Origin of the sequence: Acidithiobacillus ferriphilus, from assembly GCF_028215975.1 — a bacterium.
Lineage (GTDB): Bacteria > Pseudomonadota > Gammaproteobacteria > Acidithiobacillales > Acidithiobacillaceae > Acidithiobacillus > Acidithiobacillus ferriphilus.
The window spans coordinates 2579887-2596642 of sequence record NZ_CP116458.1 but is presented as its reverse complement, the minus strand read 5'-3'; the positions used below and the strand labels follow the sequence as shown (position 1 = coordinate 2596642).

The window sequence follows — 16756 nt, the reverse complement described above, 5'->3', positions numbered from 1 at the left end:
TGCGGCAGGCATAGCCTTGCGGCATGGAAGCAGACGCACTGATAGCAGCTCGACACCGAGCGCTCGAAGGGATACTGGATGAGCGGCAAAGACGACTGCATGCGGCGGTAGAGGCGAAGGTGCTAGGCCATGGTGGCGTCAAACGGGTTAGCGAGGCGACGGGGGTCGCGCGAGGTTCCATTCTGGCGGGTCTCAAGGAACTCAAGGATCCAGAGAATACACTCCCCAAAGGCCGGGTTCGTCGGCCCGGTGGTGGGCGCAAAAAACTGGTAGATCGTGATCCAGACTTACTGGCCGCGTTGGAGCGTTTGGTGGATCCTGCGGCACGGGGCGATCCCCAGTCACCCCTGCGCTGGACGTGCAAGAGCCTCAAGCAATTGGCACATGAACTGGGCGAACAAGGGCATCGTATTAGCCATGTTTCCGTGGGTATTCTGCTCAAGGAGTTGGGATACAGCCTGCAAGGCAATCGAAAGACTCTGGAAGGCACTGACCACCCGGATCGGGATGCGCAATTTCAGTATATTCAGGAAAAGACGCAGCAGGCATTGGATGCTGGACAACCCGTGATTTCGGTGGACACCAAGAAAAAAGAGCTGGTCGGCAACTACAAAAATGCCGGTCAGGAGTGGCGGCCACAGGGAGAACCGGAGGCGGTTCAGGTGCACGACTTCGTGGATGCAGAACTGGGGCGAGCTAATCCCTACGGGGTTTACGATCTCGCCCAGAACGCGGGCTGGGTAAGCGTAGGCACTGATCATGATACGGCAAGTTTTGCGGTAGCGACTATCCGGCGCTGGTGGTTGGGCATGGGTCAACCCCTTTACCCCGCCGCCAAGGAGCTGATGATCATGGCCGACGGTGGCGGCAGCAACGGATCGCGGGTGCGTCTCTGGAAGCTGGAGTTACAAGGACTTGCGGACGATTTGAATCTACCGATCCGAGTATGCCACTTCCCGCCGGGCACGAGCAAATGGAACAAGATTGAGCACCGCTTGTTTTCCTATATCAGCATGAATTGGCGGGGGCGGCCTTTGGTGAGTCACGAGGTCATTGTCAATTTGATCGCTGCCACCACCACGAGCAAAGGGTTGAAAGTACGTGCCGCCATTGACCCCACACCCTACCCGAAGGGAATCAAGGTCACTGACGCTGAATTCGCTGCCATTCAGCTTGATCGCGATGATTTCCATGGAGAGTGGAATTACGTCATCTCACCGAAAAGAAAATGCACGTAATTTATTAACGACTCCTTATCGCTTCTCCGAAGGTAAGTTGCTCCCGATAACCTACGGCGAATATTCGGAAGCGATTATTCCCAATCTGGCGGCGGGAGAGGAAATCAACTCGTCCGACATTCCGCCGGAATTATATTCGTTCGAAGGCAAATCACAGGGGGTGCAGCGGCTCCTGCGTTATCGAGTGGGTCAGGTGGAGTATTTGCTCCCGACCATGGAGCTCATCCGTAGCCTGTTCCTGCATAATAAAACGCTTGCCAATCATATTATGCAGCCTGGGGGCATTATGACACTCTTCAGGCCGGTCGAACCTGGGTTTCATCCTCGCCTGCAGCTCGATTATACCCAGCAAATGCCGGTGAGATCACTCAAGAGATCATTTATCTTGGAATTTTCTTGGCTGGCGGTGGATCCTGATGGGCAACGCGCCTGGGACAGTGTCTACGAACGGACATTCAAACAAAAGTATATGACCTTTGATCCTCCCGATTTGCATGACTGTGGAATTAAGTTTCGTGGAGTGCGGAAAGGAAATCAGTGGCTTATCTTAGAAATCTCCGAGTTCACGGGGAAGAGGGTACCCTGTGACGTTTTGTATTTTTCTCATCCGTCGCTGGGGAAAACGATCACGGTGCGGATGCCAAAAAGTCAGCCCAAAAGGCGTGGGCCAGACGGTGGTCCGTCATCCGGTGACGTTCCTGTCATAGACACGGTAGGTTCGGGTAGTAGGACGGATGTTCATCAGCCACCCCTGCCGATATTGACCAGAACCAGCATTTTTGACCGGGAAATCGAAGTGCGTCGGGTGGATAAAAAAGATCGGGTACGTGTTATCAGGCGTAGAAACAAGGGTGCCGCGGACACCAGTGAAAATGGGGGAAAGACCCGAAAATATCGGGGAAGTGGAAAAACGCCACCGCCTAAAGTGAGCGTTTCCCCTGAGTCTCTGCACGACGATCTCCTGCCCATGGAGTTTCAGGTGCTTGCGGTCGAGAAAGGTGAAGGTACGGACGATCTAAGGCGATTGATGCAGGTGATCCGTACCATGGCGAACGGGTTAAAAGATGTCCGTATTTTGACGGCGCTGTGCCGGCTTGAAACCGGGCAGGCCTTTTCCATGGTCGGAAGGCGCCAAAGATTATGCCTGGTTGCCGTATTTTTTCAGGAAAAGGCGTTCCCGGTGGTGTTGCTGGATGTGGAGCATAGTAACAAAATGGCTTTGTCTACGCTGCTGCTGCGATTCAAGGGTGGTATCGGGCTTCGAGATATCGAAAACCATATCCTGTCGATTCTCCACCGGCTGGATTGTCGGGGAGGGCGTTGGGACGTTACGGAGAGTGAAGGCGACCAGCTTGCCCGATATGAGCGGCTGCGGAAGGTGATGAGACCTGATCCGGGAGGTAATGAGCAACAACAGAATGGCGTTTGGGCGGAAAAGCTGAAGAAAAAGATCTTTGAGTTTCCTGGCCCATTCGCTTCCACGTAGTGATGAGTATCGCGAGGCTTTCGTGCCCCCAGGCGGTGGTTACCGAAGAAGGCGGATCGTGAAAAGCTCTCCATCCTCAATTAGCTGAGGCTCGGTGCCATTGTGTTCCCTCCCCGATGCATTTGATGAGGGTTGGCAGCTATATCTTTCGGCATTCAGCACCCGGTAAAGGATGTCAAAGTCGAAAAGGGCGGTGCGGCGACTGGTGCTCATCGCCGAATCGTGGGTTGTTGAGTCGGTCTGGAGGCCTTGCAGGTGATTCGGCTGACCAACGGGCAGTCACTGGAGTTTATTCTGGCCGTGCCTGCGCGCTTTGCCCGCCGCCGAGTGGCGCCCGCCCTTCATTGTCGTCACTGATGTAGGGCGATCTCTGGATCTCTACGCGGAGTTCACTCGTTCCGGCGGCACCTACGTCCCCTATCCCGATCCCGGCCATCACCGTATCCGTTTGCAGGACCTGCGCGATCCCGTCGTAGTCCAGCGTTTACGCCAACTCTGGAACGACCCGGACAGTCTTGATCCCAGTCGCCATGCCGCCCGCGTCACCCGCGCCATTGCTGACCGCCAGCGGTGCTGCTCCCGGCGCGGATCGGACCGCGTTCACACGGGATATGGGCGAAGCCTTGGAGCAGTACTATGCCGTGGCGGCGGCTCAGGCGCCTTCCTTCGCTGAAATCGTGAACCAGTTCAGCCGATTGGGTCAGCGTTACAAGCTCCGAATACTGCGCCAGTTCTTGTTCGCTTTCAGGGCCTTTATCATTGTGGAGTCGGTGGCGCGCGACCTGGATGCTCGTTTCAACATGCTTGCCACCTTACAGGCCTTTACGCCGCACTTGCTTGCGCGGCAATTCCTCCCCGACATGACAGAAGCCTTTCCCGGCGCCTATCGGGCGCTCTTCACTTTGCGCCGGGCCCTGACAAGGTTGCCTGTTTCACTCACCCGTGCGTTACAGCAGTTGGCTAAGGGTGAACTGACCGTAACGGTTGCCAACGCGCCTATGGAAGAGATCCCGCAACACCTTGATCGCGCCAGCAACCGCCTCAGCCTGAGCCTGATCATTGCGGCCGTTATCATCGGGTCATCCCTGGTCATGGCCTTCCACACCGGTCCCCACTATCTGGGGATTCCGCTCCTGGGCCTCCTAGGCTATTCGGTGGCCAGCGCACTCGGCCTGTGGTGGGTGATAGCGATCCTGCGTTCGGGGAAGTTCTGATCAGCGACATGCTGACTGCTTCCCGACCCATGCGCTAGGCGGTGAGCCGAACCTTCTGAAGGAGCTTGGCGTTGACGGCGACGATCACGGTGGAAACGGACATCAGGGCCGCCCCCACCGCCGGGGAAAGCACCAGGCCAATGCTATAAGCCACTCCGGCAGCAAGGGGGATCGCCACGATGTTGTAGCCGGCGCCCCACCACAGGTTCTGGACCATCTTGCGATAGGTGGCGCGGGAAAGTTCCAGGATGGCCACCACATCCCGAGGATCGGAACGGACCAGCACGATGTCCGCCGACTCGATGGCGACGTCCGTACCCGCCCCGATGGCGATCCCGACGTCCGCCTCCACCAGGGCGGGCGCATCGTTGACACCGTCGCCAACCATGGCCACGCGCAACCCCCGCGCCTGCACTGCCTTGATCTTCCCCGCCTTTTGATCCGGCAGCACTTCGGCGAAATAATCGTCAAGCCCCATTTCCTGGGCTACCCAGCGGGCCACCGCTTCCGAGTCCCCGGTCAGCATCATCACCTGTACGCCCATCCCCTTCAGCCGCGCGAGTGCTTCCCGCGATTCCGCTCGAATGATATCGGCCAGCGCGACCGCCCCTGCCGGTTTCTCATCGACGAGCAGGTATACCACCGTTTTGCCCTGGGATGCCAAGGCCCCGATCCGCTCATCGCTGACATCGAGGCCGTGCTCCTTGAGATAGCCGGGACTTACGACTTTCACGTTGCGTCCTTCCACGATGGCTTGCGCGCCCTTCCCGGGGATGGCCCTGAATTCCTTGGGAGACTCGAAGCTTATGCCCCTCTCTTTGGCATCTGCCACGATGCCGGCGGCGATGGGGTGCTCCGACTGACTTTCGAGGGCCGCGGCGAGCCGCACGACCTCGTCTTCGGCGTATCCGCCCAGCACGACCACATCCGTGACGCCGAACCGCCCCTCCGTCAAGGTCCCGGTCTTGTCGAACACCACCGCCTGCAGTTGGCGCGCCCGCTCAAAAGCAGACCGGTCCCGGATAAGCAGCCCATGCTGCGCCGCCATGGCGGTGGACACGGCGACGACTAGCGGAATCGCCAGGCCCAGGGCATGGGGACAGGCAATCACCATAACGGTCACCATGCGGGCCAGGGCAAACTCGAAGTGCTGGCCAAGGACCAGCCAAGTGGCAAGGGTAAGCCCCCCGACACTCAACGCGGTAAGGGTCAGCACCAGGGCCGCGCGGTCGGCCAGGTCCTGGGTCCGGGAGCGGGACTCCTGTGCCCGGCGCACCATCTCGATGACCTGTGAAAGATAGGTTTCACTGCCGGTCTTGTGGACCTCGACGGTGATACTCGACTCTCCGTTGACCGAACCGCCGATCACTTCGTCGCCGCCCCCCTTCTCCACGGGCTGGCTTTCGCCGGTGAGCATGGCCTGGTTGACGGTGGTTCGCCCCTCGACGATCAGACCATCTGTAGGGATTTTTTCGCCGGGCTTCACCAGCACCCGGTCACCGCGCTGCAGATTGGCGACCGGCACGTCTTTCATACCGTCCGGGGCCACGAGATGGGCCTCGGAAGGCATCATTTGCACCAGTTTTTCTAGTGCGCCGGATGCCCCCATGACCGATTTCATCTCGATCCAGTGGCCGAGCAGCATCACATCGATCAGCGTAGCGAGTTCCCAGAAGAACACTTCGCCTTGAACCCCGAACACGACGGCACTCGAGTAAAAATAGGCCACGCTGATGGCCAGGGCGATCAGCGTCATCATGGCTGGCTTGCGGGTTTCGAGTTCGGCAAACAGCCCCTTCAGGAAGGGCCAGCCGCCGTAGAAATACACTCCACTCGACAACGCGAAAAGCACATAGGACGACCCCGTAAAGGCAAGAGTAGCCTCCAGTCCCAGCAGATGCTGGATAAGCGGCGACAAAAGGAGGATCGGAATCGTCAGGGCCAGCGATACCCAAAACCTCCGCCGGAAATCGGCGATCATGGCGGCATGGTTGTGACCGCCGTGCGCACCGGGATGAGCGGTACCCATCCCTTGTTTCTGATGTCCCGAATGGTCCATAGAGTCCTCTCCTTTTACCGCCGCAGGGCCTTACAACGCCGGTTGCCGATTTCCGACCTTAGTGCGCGTTGTGCCTGATTCCATAGGTTAGCTATGGTAATGGGACAAACGTCCGATGAGCGGCGGAGCAAAAATAGAATGTCACACCCTATACACGGCTACGCCTCGGCATCTGGGGATGCACATCCATGCCGCAGACTGGATCCTTAACCAACGAGACAAGCTTTCCAGCGCTGCCCCACCTGTTGGTAGCGCATCCGGACCAGCTTCGGCGGATGGGGAAGCGCTATTGTTCCAGGTCGCGGCGCCTTTCCAGGTACTCATCCCTTCCAATTTCCCCACGAGCATAGCGCTCGTGGAGTACATCCAGCGCGGTGGTTTTCTCGCCACCCCGACTCCCGTGACCTGGGAAGGCCCGCACCAGCGACACGATCCCCGCAACAATGCCAAAAATCAGCAAGAGGCAAAGCAAACCCCAAAACAGGATCATGAATGCCGACCCGACCCAGCCGTAACCATTGAAAAAACCACCCATCATATAAGGCCACATTTTCTGTTCCTCATCGTGCTCGCTACACCATGGACGCAGAACTAACTCTCGCCGATAACCAGCTCACTTAAGGCTTCAGTGTAGTAGGCAGTGTCCACTTATTCCATCTTCTTTCAGGCTATCCAATGGATGGGGCCAGCCATCGGCGTCCTGGCGACTGAGGATTGGTCTGCGGCAAGATCTTCGGCCACCCGTACCTTTGCTGCCAATGGCCTTCCCCCCGTTGACCGTTAGATATCGCTTCAGCCACCTCTGCCTCGCGGTAACTTCGGTCCACATGTTGGTAACGGCGCCACACATAGATTGCCCAGATGCGATAGCGTTTCTCGCCGATCATGGCAACAGCCTCTTCCTTGTGTTCCTCCAAGCGCCGGACCCAGTGGGTGAGGATTTGGGCGTAGTGGGGGACAGAAGTGTTTCACGTCCAGGATTTCAAGGTGCTGGCCGGCCATTTCGAGGACCACCCGCCAGAGATGGGGAATCTCGCCGTCGGGAAAGACTTGCAAACACCGACGGTTGGGGCGGTAAAAAAACCGTAGATAAGGGGCACGTCAGTAAGGGCGGGAAGCGCGGCACTCAGTCGCGGCAGCATTGACATTTGATGGCCGTTGAGTTTTGATGACTAAACTAACGTCTCGAGATTGGGGTACTGTGCGCGTTTTTCGCTCGTTCGTTCGCCGGATAGCCTTTATGGCCCTGCTTCTACTGCTGCCTTGGATGGTGGCACCCGTAGACGCGGCTCCGGCGCTGTGCGCCCTGTCGATGACAGGGGTAGCCGCACATGGCACACAAATGCCGCGTTGCGAACAGGCCCTTGGTGCTCCGGCCCCGCAGCAAGGCTCTTGCCTGACTGCTTGCTGCCACCACGATATGATGGCGCCGGTAGCGGAGAGTGCCCACAACATCACCCCCGCCATGTCGGCTCTCGCCGTTTCCGTTGCATCCTGGATTACTCTCTCTTCTCCTAAGCCCGTTCCACACTTTCTCCGCGTTGCGGCCCACACTGGTCTTCCCCCACTCTCCGCAGTTCGTTTTCTCATTTAGCCTCCCGCCTGAATCCGCAGTCCCGCGCACATAGTCGCGCCGGACAGGAAATTCGCGTCTTCGGCCCTAACTCGGGCCGTATGTGGAGGCTATATGAGCGATGTGCAAAGAAGTTCTGGAAATAAATATTTTCTAAAGTGGGTTGCGGCTATTTGCAGGGGCGCGGGGCCACTCTCCCTTCCCGCCATGCTGATGATGGTGTTCAGCCCTTATGCCAGTGCCGCCCCATTGAGCCTGCAGGGTGCTGAGGCTATTGCCCTGCGGCAAAACCCCGGTCTCGGCGCCCTAACCCAGAAGATCGCGGAATTACGGCATAAAGCCGTGGCGGTAGCCCAACTGCCCGATCCGCATCTTGGTCTCGGTGCCGTGAACCTGCCCATCAACAGCTTCTCCATGAACCGGCAGCAGATGAGCATGCTGAGCGTGGGCCTGAGTCAGACTTTTCCCTCCTTTGGCAAATTAGGGCTGGAAGGACAACAGGCGGGAATGGAAGCGCAGATGGCGAACTTCACCCTGCGCGGCCAGTCCGCCGAGTTGGTGTTGTTGTTGCGCCGCGCCTGGCTGCAAGCCCTTTATACCGAAGATGCCGTGGCAACGGTCCAGCATCAGGAACAGTTGGAGGCCGAGAGTGTGCAAGCGGCACTGGCGCTCTACCGGTCCGCTCAAGGGTCACAGGCCGAGGTACTCCGTGCCCAACTGGCGCGCGACAGTTTGGCCAATGACATCACCAAATTGCAGGCAGAGCAGGCAAGCGATCTGGCGCAAATCGCCCAGATTCTGAACCTGCCGGAACCGCCGTCCATAGAAAAGCAATGGCCGAATCTGCCGCCACCACCCACTCTTGCCGAAATGGAAACCCGACTATCCGGCCAACCCCTTCTGCGGACCGCCCAGGAGCAAACGCGTGTCGCGCAAATGGGCGTACAGATAGCCAAGCGGGGCTATTGGCCGGAGGTCACGGTCAGCGTCAGTTATGGTCAGGATTTCTACCCCGGCAGCCCCAACTGGCTGTCAGCAGGGGTTAATCTGAGCCTGCCCATTTTTCCGGGAGATCGCCAGGACCAGGATGTCGCCGCAGCCCGGGCCAAGGCCTTGCAGGCGCAATATCGCTACGACGATCAACATCTTGCATTGACCCAGAAGACGCGCGCCACCTTCGCCCGTTACATAGCCCTCAAGACCCAGTTGGATCGGACCGATCAACGCCTGCTACCCACCGCACGGAATGCCTTTTCCGCAACGCTCGCCGCCTACTCGGCGGGGCGTGCCGGACTGAACGCGGTGTTGCGCACCCAGAAAGACGTGCTGGACTACGCCCTGACCCGCCTGCAATACCGCCGCGACCTGGCCATCAGCGCCGCAGAACTGGATTTCCTCACCACTCAAGGAGAGATGCAACCATGAAGTCACGCAACTGGATTATCGGCATAGGTCTGCTCGTCCTTGGCGTAGCCCTTGGGGCGGGTGCGGCGTGGTGGCTGCGGGTCCCTGCCGCGGCACCGAGCGCCAACGTCGCAGCAACCTATCCTCAGGAAAGTACCCCCAAGGGACGGCACATCCTCTACTGGGCCGCCCCCATGAACCCCAAGATTCATTCGGATCACCCGATGAAGGACAGCATGGGGATGGCGTATATCCCGGTCTATGCCTCCAGTCCGAACGCGCAAAAGGGGTCCAGCCTCAGCATCAATCCGCGCCTGGCGCAAAACCTGGGGGTGCGTCTCGTGGATGTGCAGCGCCGTCAGATGGGCCACGCCATCCACACCGTGGGCACCCTGGCGGTGGACGAGAACCGGGTCTATTCCGTCACTCCGCGTTTCTCCGGCTGGGTGACCCGCTTGAACGTCCGCGCCGTGGGTGACCCCGTGCAGCGCGGCCAGGTGCTCGCCGAGATATATTCTCCCGAGCTGTATAGCGCCCAACAGGAATATCTCATTGCCCGCCGCCAGGGTGGAGCGACGGAAGACCCGGCATTGCTGGCGGCAGCCAGGGCGAAATTACGGCTGCTGGGCATGCCGGAAGGCCAGATCGCGGCGCTCGCCCTGCGCGGCACGGCGGAGCGGGACGTGCCGCTCATGGCGCCCGCGTCCGGGGTGGTCGAAACCCTCAACGTGCGCCAGGGTGGTTACGTCTCGCCGCAGACGAATGTCTATGCAATCGCCAATCTCGACCGGGTATGGGTCAATGTGGCGCTCTACTCCTATCAGTTGCCCTGGGTACGGATCGGCAACCCCGTGCGCTTGCATCTGCCCGCCTATCCCGGCAAGACCTGGGAAGGACGTTTGAGCTTCCTCTATCCGACCCTCGACCCCAAAAGCCGGACGGTGACGGCCCGGCTGAGCTTTCCTAATCCCGGGGGAAACCTGCGCCCCGGCACCTATGCCGACGCCACTATTCTGGCCAGCCCCGAGGAGACCCTGGCGGTCCCCAGCAGCGCCGTACTGCGTACCGCTCAGGGGGATTATGTGATGCTGGGTGAGGATAATGGACATTTTCTGCCGGTCCAGGTTGCTCTGGGGCCGGAGGCCGACGGCTGGGTGGCCATCAACAAGGGACTCAAGACGGGTGACCGGGTAGTGGAAAGTGCCCAGTTCCTGCTCTATTCCGAATCCCAGTTCCAGTCCGTCAAGGCCCGTATGTTAGGGGGCAATACGGCGTCCACCACGAGTGCCGCGCCGGGCATAGGGGTTTCCCAGCCGCAGAACATGACTCAGGGCCGGAAATCCTCTGCACTGGCCGCTCCCGCCGGGAATGCTGGTGCCCCGCCAACGCCACCGGCCTCATCCGGTCCGAGCGCCATGGCCGGGATGAACATGGGTCAGGGGGGCAAATCCCATGATTAGAGCGATCATGCGTTGGTGTATGGAAAACCGCTTGCTGGTCATGATCGCCGTCCTGGTGTTAATCGTCGGCGGTACGTTGGCGGTGATCAATATTCCCCTGGAGGCTATCCCCGACATCTCGCCCACCCAGGTCATCGTCAAGACCTCCTACCCTGGTCAGGCGCCGCAGATCGTTCAGGATCAGGTGACCTACCCCCTGGAGACCACCCTGCAGGAGGTACCCGGTGCCCAGGCCGTGCGCGGCTACTCCATGTTCGGGGACTCCTATGTTTACGTCCTCTTCAAAGGGGGCACCAGCATCTATCAGGCCCGCAACCTGGTACTCCAATACCTGAGCCAGGTGCAGTCCAAGCTGCCGCCGGGGATCACGCCGGCCCTGGGGCCGAACAGTTCGGGGGTGGACTGGATCTTCGAGTATGCCCTCACCGACCCCGGCGGGACCTTGAATCTGGCCCAGCTCACCACCTTGCAGAACTGGTTTCTCAAGTACGAACTACAGGCCATCTCCGGCGTCGCGGAGGTGGCCACGGTAGGGGGCATGGTGCAGGAGTACCAAGTGGTGGTGGACCCCCAGAAACTCCTCGCCTATCACCTGACCCTGCCGGAGGTAGAAGCCGCCATCCGCGCCGCCAACGGGGAGACCAGTGGCTCGGTGGTGGACATGGGGGAGGCGAGTTATATCGTCCGCACCTCGGGTTACATTCGCTCCCTGAAAGATCTGGAGGATGCGTCGCTGGGGGTGCGCGACGGCGTGCCCATTACGCTGCGGGAGGTGGCCCGGGTGCAGTTGGGCCCGCAGTTGCCCAATGGCATCGCCGATCTTAACGGCCAGGGCCAGGTGGTGGGCGGTATCGTGATGATGAACCAGGGCGGCAACGCCTATGCTCTCATCCATCAGATCGAGCGCAAGCTGAAGGACATCCGGCCCTCCCTGCCCAAGGGGGTGCAGGTCGTCACCACCTACAGCCAGGCCCCGCTCATCCAGCGCAGCATTCATACCCTGACCGGCAAGCTGCTGGAAGAGTCCCTGGCGGTAGCGCTCATTTCCCTGCTCTTCCTGCTGCGTGCGCGTTCGGCGCTGGTGGCCCTCGTCGCCCTGCCGCTGGGAATACTGGCCGCCATCCTTATCATGTGGGGCATGGGTGTCCCCGCCAACATCATGTCCCTGGGCGGCATTGCCATCGCCATCGGCGTGATGATGGATGCCCCCGTGGTCATGATCGAAAACATGCACAAGCACCTGGAGCAAACCCCCGGTGTCGATCCCTGGGCGGCGGCGATGGCGGCGGCGGAGGAGGTCGGTCCGGCACTGTTTTTCTCGCTGATCATCATCGCCGTTTCCTTCCTGCCGGTCTTCGCCCTGGGCGGCGAGGAGGGCAAGCTCTTCGCGCCCCTCGCCTTTACCAAGACCTTTTCCGTGGCGGCTGCCGCCATGCTCTCCATAACCGTGGTGCCCATTCTCATGGCATGGTTCATCCGCGGTCGCATCCGCCCTGAAAACAAAAACCCCCTGAATCGGGTCCTGGCTTTCCTCTACCGACCAGTCATCCACGGTGTCCTGCGCGCCCCCTGGATCATTTTGGTCCTCGCCCTGCTGCTCACGGCCACCCTCTACTACCCCTGGAACCGCCTGGGGTCGGAATTTATGCCGCCGCTGAACGAGGGGACGCTGCTCTATATGCCGGTCACTCAGGACCCGGCGGTTTCCATCGGCGAGGCCGCCACGCTCCTGCAGCAGACGGACCGCATCCTCAAGACCTTCCCCGAAGTGAAAACGATCTTCGGCGAGGCGGGACGGGCACAAACGGCGACGGACCAATCGCCCCTGTCCATGTTCGATACGGTGGTGAATTTAAAGAATCCCGACCAGTGGCCAGCCGGGATGACGATGCAGAAGCTGCAAAGCAAGATGAACAAAGCCATGAGTATTCCCGGCCTGTCGAATATCTGGACACAGCCGCTCAAGGGACGGGTGGACATGCTGACTACCGGTCTACAGACACCACTAGGCATTAAAATCGGCGGAACGGATCTCGATACCCTGAACCGCCTGGGGCAGGAACTCCAGACCGTCCTGCGCAAGGTACCCGGCACCCAGAGCGCCTATGCGGCACAGGTCACCGGCGGCCGCTACATCGTCGTTCACACCGACCGCGCCAAGGCCGCCCGCTACGGTATTTCGGTGGCGGATGTGAATCGTCTCGTGGAAACGGCCATTGGGGGCAAGGTCCTGACTACCGCTGTACAAGGGCTGGAACGCTTCCCGGTGGATCTTCGTTACCCCCGGGAGCTGCGCCAGTCCCTGTCCACCCTGATGGAAAGCCGCATCGCCACGCCCAGTGGTGCCCAGATTCCTCTGGCCCAGGTAGCCGATCTCCGCATCGAGGGCGGGCCTGCCATGCTTACCAGCGACAACAGTCGCCTGAACAGTTGGATCTATATCGACCCGAAGCCTGGCACCAACATCGGTGCCTATGTACCCCGCGCCAAAGCGGCCATTGCGAAAGCCGTCAATCTCCCAGGAGGTTATACCGTCTCCTGGGTAGGCCAGTATCAGGTCATGGAGCAGGCCGCCAAGCGTCTGGAGCTGGTCATTCCCGCCGTCATTCTGCTGATCGCCCTGCTCCTCTACTTCAACTTTAAAAACTGGGTGGAGGTGGCCATCATCCTGCTCACCCTGCCCTTATCTCTGGTCGGTGGTTTCTGGCTCGTCTATTGGCTGAATTACAAGCTCTCGGTGGCGGTGGCGGTGGGTTTCATTGCCTTGGCGGGAGTGGCGGCGGAATTCGGGGTGGTGATGCTTCTCTACCTGGACCAGGCCCTCCTCCGGCGGCAGGCCCGTGACAACTTACGGAATTGGCACGATCTTCGGCTGGCCGTCATTGAGGGAACCATGCTGCGCCTGCGGCCATTGGCCATGACCTTGACCCTGGTGGTGGGTGGCCTCTTACCCATCATGTTCAGTCATGGCGCCGGCGCCGATGTGATGAAGCGCATTGCCGCGCCCATGGTGGGCGGAATGTTTAGCGCCGCGTTACTGGCGCTGCTGGTGATTCCCGCCCTTTATGCGCTGTGGCAGAAACGGCGATTGGGCCTGCGGTGATGATGGCGCGCGAAGTGCAGAAGGAGAAGTTCGTGGCAACACTAACGAAGCGTAGGCGTGGAGGATCGATGATGGAACCGAAATTATTGACATCGGCGAAGGTGGAAGGTGGGGGGCATGCTGGGATCCGCTTCCGTTTGGAAGGGGAATTAACCCCGATATTGACGTTGGACTTGGACCCTTTGAGTTTTGTGCTTTTCGAGCATCACACCCTATTGTGGAAAGACCCGAAAACCGTCATTTCGGCCACGTCGCCAAAAACCGTACGAAGTTTCTGGGACCATCCGTCGTGGCTGATGATGGCATCCGGCCCCGGGTCACTGAGTCTCAGCCGGGATTGCGTCGGCAAGATATTCGGGGTGAACCTGCATGACGGAAATACCTTGTTGGCACCCGCCCCGCACTTTCTGGCGGCGAGCGGCGCGGTCCACATTGAGAGCTTCTCCGGCGGAAGCGACGGACCTTGGGTTACCGGGGACACCGCGCCAAGCGTTGATCGCTTTTCCGTGGCGGGCGACGCGAAGGGGTTGGTTTGGTTGCACGGTCACGGTGATGTCTGGGAGCTCACGCTGGCAAAAGGGGAGTCTTTGGACCTGGATCCGAAGGCATGGATCGCTCGTGATCCCTCGATCCAATGGGAACCTATCGGACTGGGATCGCTTTCTACGGATATGGCTGCAGGAGCGAACTGGGGCATATGCCGCGCACAGGGCCCCGGGACCATCTGGATGCAAAGCGGCGGAGTCGGCCCTGCGCGATGGTGAGGGCTGTTCCACGGATATTTGTGGCCTGGTCAATGATACGCAGATCCTGGAGGAAGTATGAAATCGACAACGGATAACCGTTATATCCTGCACCCTGTCTGGGACCCGCTGCTGCGGGCACTGCATTGGTGGATGGCGCTTGCCATGATGGCGCAATTCACCTCAGGTGCGACCCTCCTGGCCTTGGGTAACGACATGTCTGACACCCTGATGGGGAAGATCGACATCATCCATTATGTCGGCGGCTATGCTTTCGCCGCCGGGCTGGTGGTGCGCATCCTCTGGCTCTTTGTCGGCCCGCCGACGGCGCGCTGGCGCGACCTCCTGCCCCTGACGCCAGCCCAGCGCCGCATCTGGCGGGAAACCCTCGCCTGCTATCTGAGCGGCTTCCGCCGCCCGATTTCCCCTTATCGGGGGCATAACGCTTTCGCTGGCCCCGCCTATCTCGCCTTTTTCCTGATTGCCGTGGCGCAGATCGCCTTGGGAATCAGCCTCTCACTTATGCCGGATAGTGAAGCGATGAACTCCCCTTTGATGGTGATGCATGAATGGGGTTTCTTTCTGCTGCTTGCCTTCGTCATTGTCCATGTGGCGCTCGTGATGGCGCACGAGATCGCGGGTCGCCACGGTTTGATCTCCGCCATGATCCACGGCCACAAGGGATTCACCGAGTCGGAACACCAAGCCCTTCTTACCGATTGGAACGCTGGGATCAGTGTCCAGGCGGACCCGAGCGGCGGGACGGAAGGGCTGGACGATATTACTTCAAATAACAGAGATGTCACGAAAATCAGGCATGAGTGATGGATAGGCGAGTGGTATGGACGCGCAATTTCGCCGTGGGCGGAAAGGAGGGACACCGGAAATTATTGCCATAACCAAGTGCTTAAACTTTGATAAACGAACAGTTCAACAACAGCAAGGAGACGAACATGAAACGTTTTTATCTCACCCTCATCCTGGCGTGTTCGGCGGCGGCCACGCTTCCGGCATATGCGGCCACAGGCAACATGCCGGGTATGGACAATATGCGCACCGTGTCGGGCCAAGCGACCAAGGCCCAAACCTTCATGGGGCAGGGCAAAATCAACAGCATCAGTCCTGATGCGAACTCGGTCAACATTGCCATGGGCCCCGTCAAGGCCCTTGGCTGGCCCAGTATGTCAATGAATTTCCTGCTCCAGAACACGGCTATGCTCAACGGCCACAAGAGCGGAGAAGTGGTGAATTTCAATTTTGAAAAAGATACCGCCGGGGGGTACATCATCACCAAGATCACGCCGGTCAAACAATGAAAATACGGAGTAATCCTGTAATCCGGCCAAATCGGCCCATCGGGAAATGCCACTGGGATCGAGTTATATCATCCACTGGATCTCTACTAAATTTATCTGAATCAATACAGGAGGATTTACCATGACACTGGGAGCATCCCACCAAGACATATGCAAAGAAAGTCAGATCATGACAATCAGACTTCGCCATGCTGCCCTACGGGGGTTTATGATGACGATCCTTTTGATCGCGCCATTATCTGCCTATGCACGCGAAGATCATTCGCCACTCAATCCAAGGTATGAAACAAAAATACTAACAGACAAAGCAGAATATTACACGTACACCATGATTGTAGAGATCAAGGATGGTCGCTGGAAGGAAGTCGTTAAGGACGCCCAAAAAGTTGCCGAAATCGGCAAGCAAATACAGGCAATAAACGCTTATTGATCTGACCACGGGCGCCATCAGAACTTCGTGACAGGCAGGAGCGCTAGCATCTGCCGGTTGGATGGCTTGGTGTAACGGGATGACGCTTTTGTGGGGGACGGTCGGGCGGAAACACACTGGACGGGCACGGACTACTTGCGGTACTACTGCAGAACCGCAAGCCCACCGTCATCGGGTAAAGGCTGCGCGGGATACAGCCAGCGGTGCGCTGTCGCTTGTTGGCGTAAGGCAAAATCACCATCTGGGGTATCCATTTAACCGGAGTTGGGCGTAAGCTGAGCGGATGGGAAGTCCTCGCGCCAGTATTCACTACCCAAAGTCTCTTGGGGAATTTCAGGCTTGGTTCCTGACGAATGCTGATTGTCTTGACTACCTGGAATGGTTGAGATGGCCTTCCGGTATTATCTGCCCGGCGTGCGGGCATCCAGGTGGGTGACGGCTTCAGGATGGCAGGTTCGTGCGAACTCTGGAGCTTGCCGCCAACCATGAGCCGGTGCGCTACCATGATCTTGTCATGGCTGGTCACCCAAAGGCTGTTCCGCCCAATCTGCCGAGAAAACGCGGACATCCGCCCAGCCCTGGAACGACCTTTGCCGAACCGCCCTTGGAGGCAAATCGCTAACTCCGGTTAAATGGATACCCCGGATCACCATAACGGATTTTAGAGCTATTTTGGTGAGGTATTCGGGTATATATTCGTCGAACAGCCGGTACAGAGGTTACGCTACCG

General features: G+C 59.1%; 16 protein-coding genes. 14 read left to right on the top strand and 2 right to left on the bottom strand.

The window, feature by feature from the left end; translation table 11 throughout:
* Positions 1 to 23 precede the first annotated feature (23 nt).
* The 4 genes from PJU76_RS13105 (at position 24) to PJU76_RS13090 (ending at position 3938) form a co-directional block, all read left to right on the top strand.
* A complete protein-coding gene (locus PJU76_RS13105; RefSeq protein WP_271779254.1) occupies positions 24 to 1238 on the top strand; it encodes an ISAzo13 family transposase in 1215 nt (404 codons plus the stop codon).
* Positions 1192 to 2724, top strand: a complete 1533-nt coding sequence (locus PJU76_RS13100; protein ID WP_271779870.1) for a hypothetical protein — start codon at positions 1192 to 1194, stop codon at positions 2722 to 2724. Before PJU76_RS13105 ends, PJU76_RS13100 begins: the two co-directional genes overlap by 47 nt.
* A gap of 313 nt (positions 2725 to 3037) precedes the next feature.
* Positions 3038 to 3397, top strand: coding sequence for a hypothetical protein (locus PJU76_RS13095; RefSeq protein WP_248885783.1), 360 nt, complete (start codon positions 3038 to 3040; stop codon positions 3395 to 3397).
* Positions 3336 to 3938 carry a hypothetical protein gene (locus PJU76_RS13090; protein WP_141738605.1) on the top strand — a complete coding sequence of 201 codons (603 nt, stop codon included), beginning with the start codon at positions 3336 to 3338 and terminating at the stop codon, positions 3936 to 3938. The genes PJU76_RS13095 and PJU76_RS13090 overlap by 62 nt, the downstream gene beginning before the upstream one ends.
* Positions 3939 to 3972: 34 nt before the next feature.
* On the opposite strand, the gene PJU76_RS13085 is transcribed toward PJU76_RS13090, so the two are convergent.
* The gene (locus PJU76_RS13085; RefSeq protein ID WP_271779869.1) at positions 3973 to 5997 is read right to left on the bottom strand and encodes a heavy metal translocating P-type ATPase; all 2025 of its coding nucleotides are present in this window, start codon (positions 5995 to 5997) and stop codon (positions 3973 to 3975) included.
* A gap of 286 nt (positions 5998 to 6283) precedes the next feature.
* Complete coding sequence (locus PJU76_RS13080; RefSeq protein ID WP_077272684.1) at positions 6284 to 6547, bottom strand: SHOCT domain-containing protein; 264 nt, start codon at positions 6545 to 6547, stop codon at positions 6284 to 6286.
* A gap of 413 nt (positions 6548 to 6960) precedes the next feature.
* Between PJU76_RS13080 and PJU76_RS13070 the strand changes: the two genes are divergently transcribed.
* The 10 genes from PJU76_RS13070 (at position 6961) to PJU76_RS13760 (ending at position 16462) form a co-directional block, all read left to right on the top strand.
* Positions 6961 to 7086, top strand: coding sequence for a hypothetical protein (locus PJU76_RS13070; RefSeq protein WP_271779867.1), 126 nt, complete (start codon positions 6961 to 6963; stop codon positions 7084 to 7086).
* A 151-nt stretch (positions 7087 to 7237) separates the two neighbouring features.
* Entirely contained in the window at positions 7238 to 7591 is a 354-nt protein-coding gene (locus PJU76_RS13065; protein WP_271779866.1) for a hypothetical protein, read from the top strand.
* 93 nt (positions 7592 to 7684) lie between these two features.
* The gene (locus PJU76_RS13060; RefSeq protein ID WP_271779865.1) at positions 7685 to 8995 is read left to right on the top strand and encodes a TolC family protein; all 1311 of its coding nucleotides are present in this window, start codon (positions 7685 to 7687) and stop codon (positions 8993 to 8995) included.
* Positions 8992 to 10434, top strand: a complete 1443-nt coding sequence (locus PJU76_RS13055) for an efflux RND transporter periplasmic adaptor subunit (RefSeq protein WP_271779864.1) — start codon at positions 8992 to 8994, stop codon at positions 10432 to 10434. The genes PJU76_RS13060 and PJU76_RS13055 overlap by 4 nt, the downstream gene beginning before the upstream one ends.
* Positions 10427 to 13537, top strand: coding sequence for an efflux RND transporter permease subunit (locus PJU76_RS13050; protein WP_271779863.1), 3111 nt, complete (start codon positions 10427 to 10429; stop codon positions 13535 to 13537). The genes PJU76_RS13055 and PJU76_RS13050 overlap by 8 nt, the downstream gene beginning before the upstream one ends.
* A gap of 68 nt (positions 13538 to 13605) precedes the next feature.
* Positions 13606 to 14301, top strand: coding sequence for an AIM24 family protein (locus PJU76_RS13045; protein ID WP_271779862.1), 696 nt, complete (start codon positions 13606 to 13608; stop codon positions 14299 to 14301).
* Between the two features lie 57 nt (positions 14302 to 14358).
* Positions 14359 to 15105: a cytochrome b/b6 domain-containing protein gene (locus PJU76_RS13040; protein ID WP_271779861.1), complete on the top strand. Its 747-nt coding sequence runs from the start codon at positions 14359 to 14361 to the stop codon at positions 15103 to 15105.
* 128 nt (positions 15106 to 15233) lie between these two features.
* Entirely contained in the window at positions 15234 to 15596 is a 363-nt protein-coding gene (locus PJU76_RS13035; protein WP_271779860.1) for a copper-binding protein, read from the top strand.
* Between the two features lie 121 nt (positions 15597 to 15717).
* Entirely contained in the window at positions 15718 to 16026 is a 309-nt protein-coding gene (locus PJU76_RS13030; protein WP_271779859.1) for a hypothetical protein, read from the top strand.
* Positions 16027 to 16309: 283 nt separating this feature from the next.
* The gene (locus tag PJU76_RS13760) at positions 16310 to 16462 is read left to right on the top strand and encodes a transposase (protein WP_077272686.1); all 153 of its coding nucleotides are present in this window, start codon (positions 16310 to 16312) and stop codon (positions 16460 to 16462) included.
* Positions 16463 to 16756 lie beyond the last annotated feature (294 nt).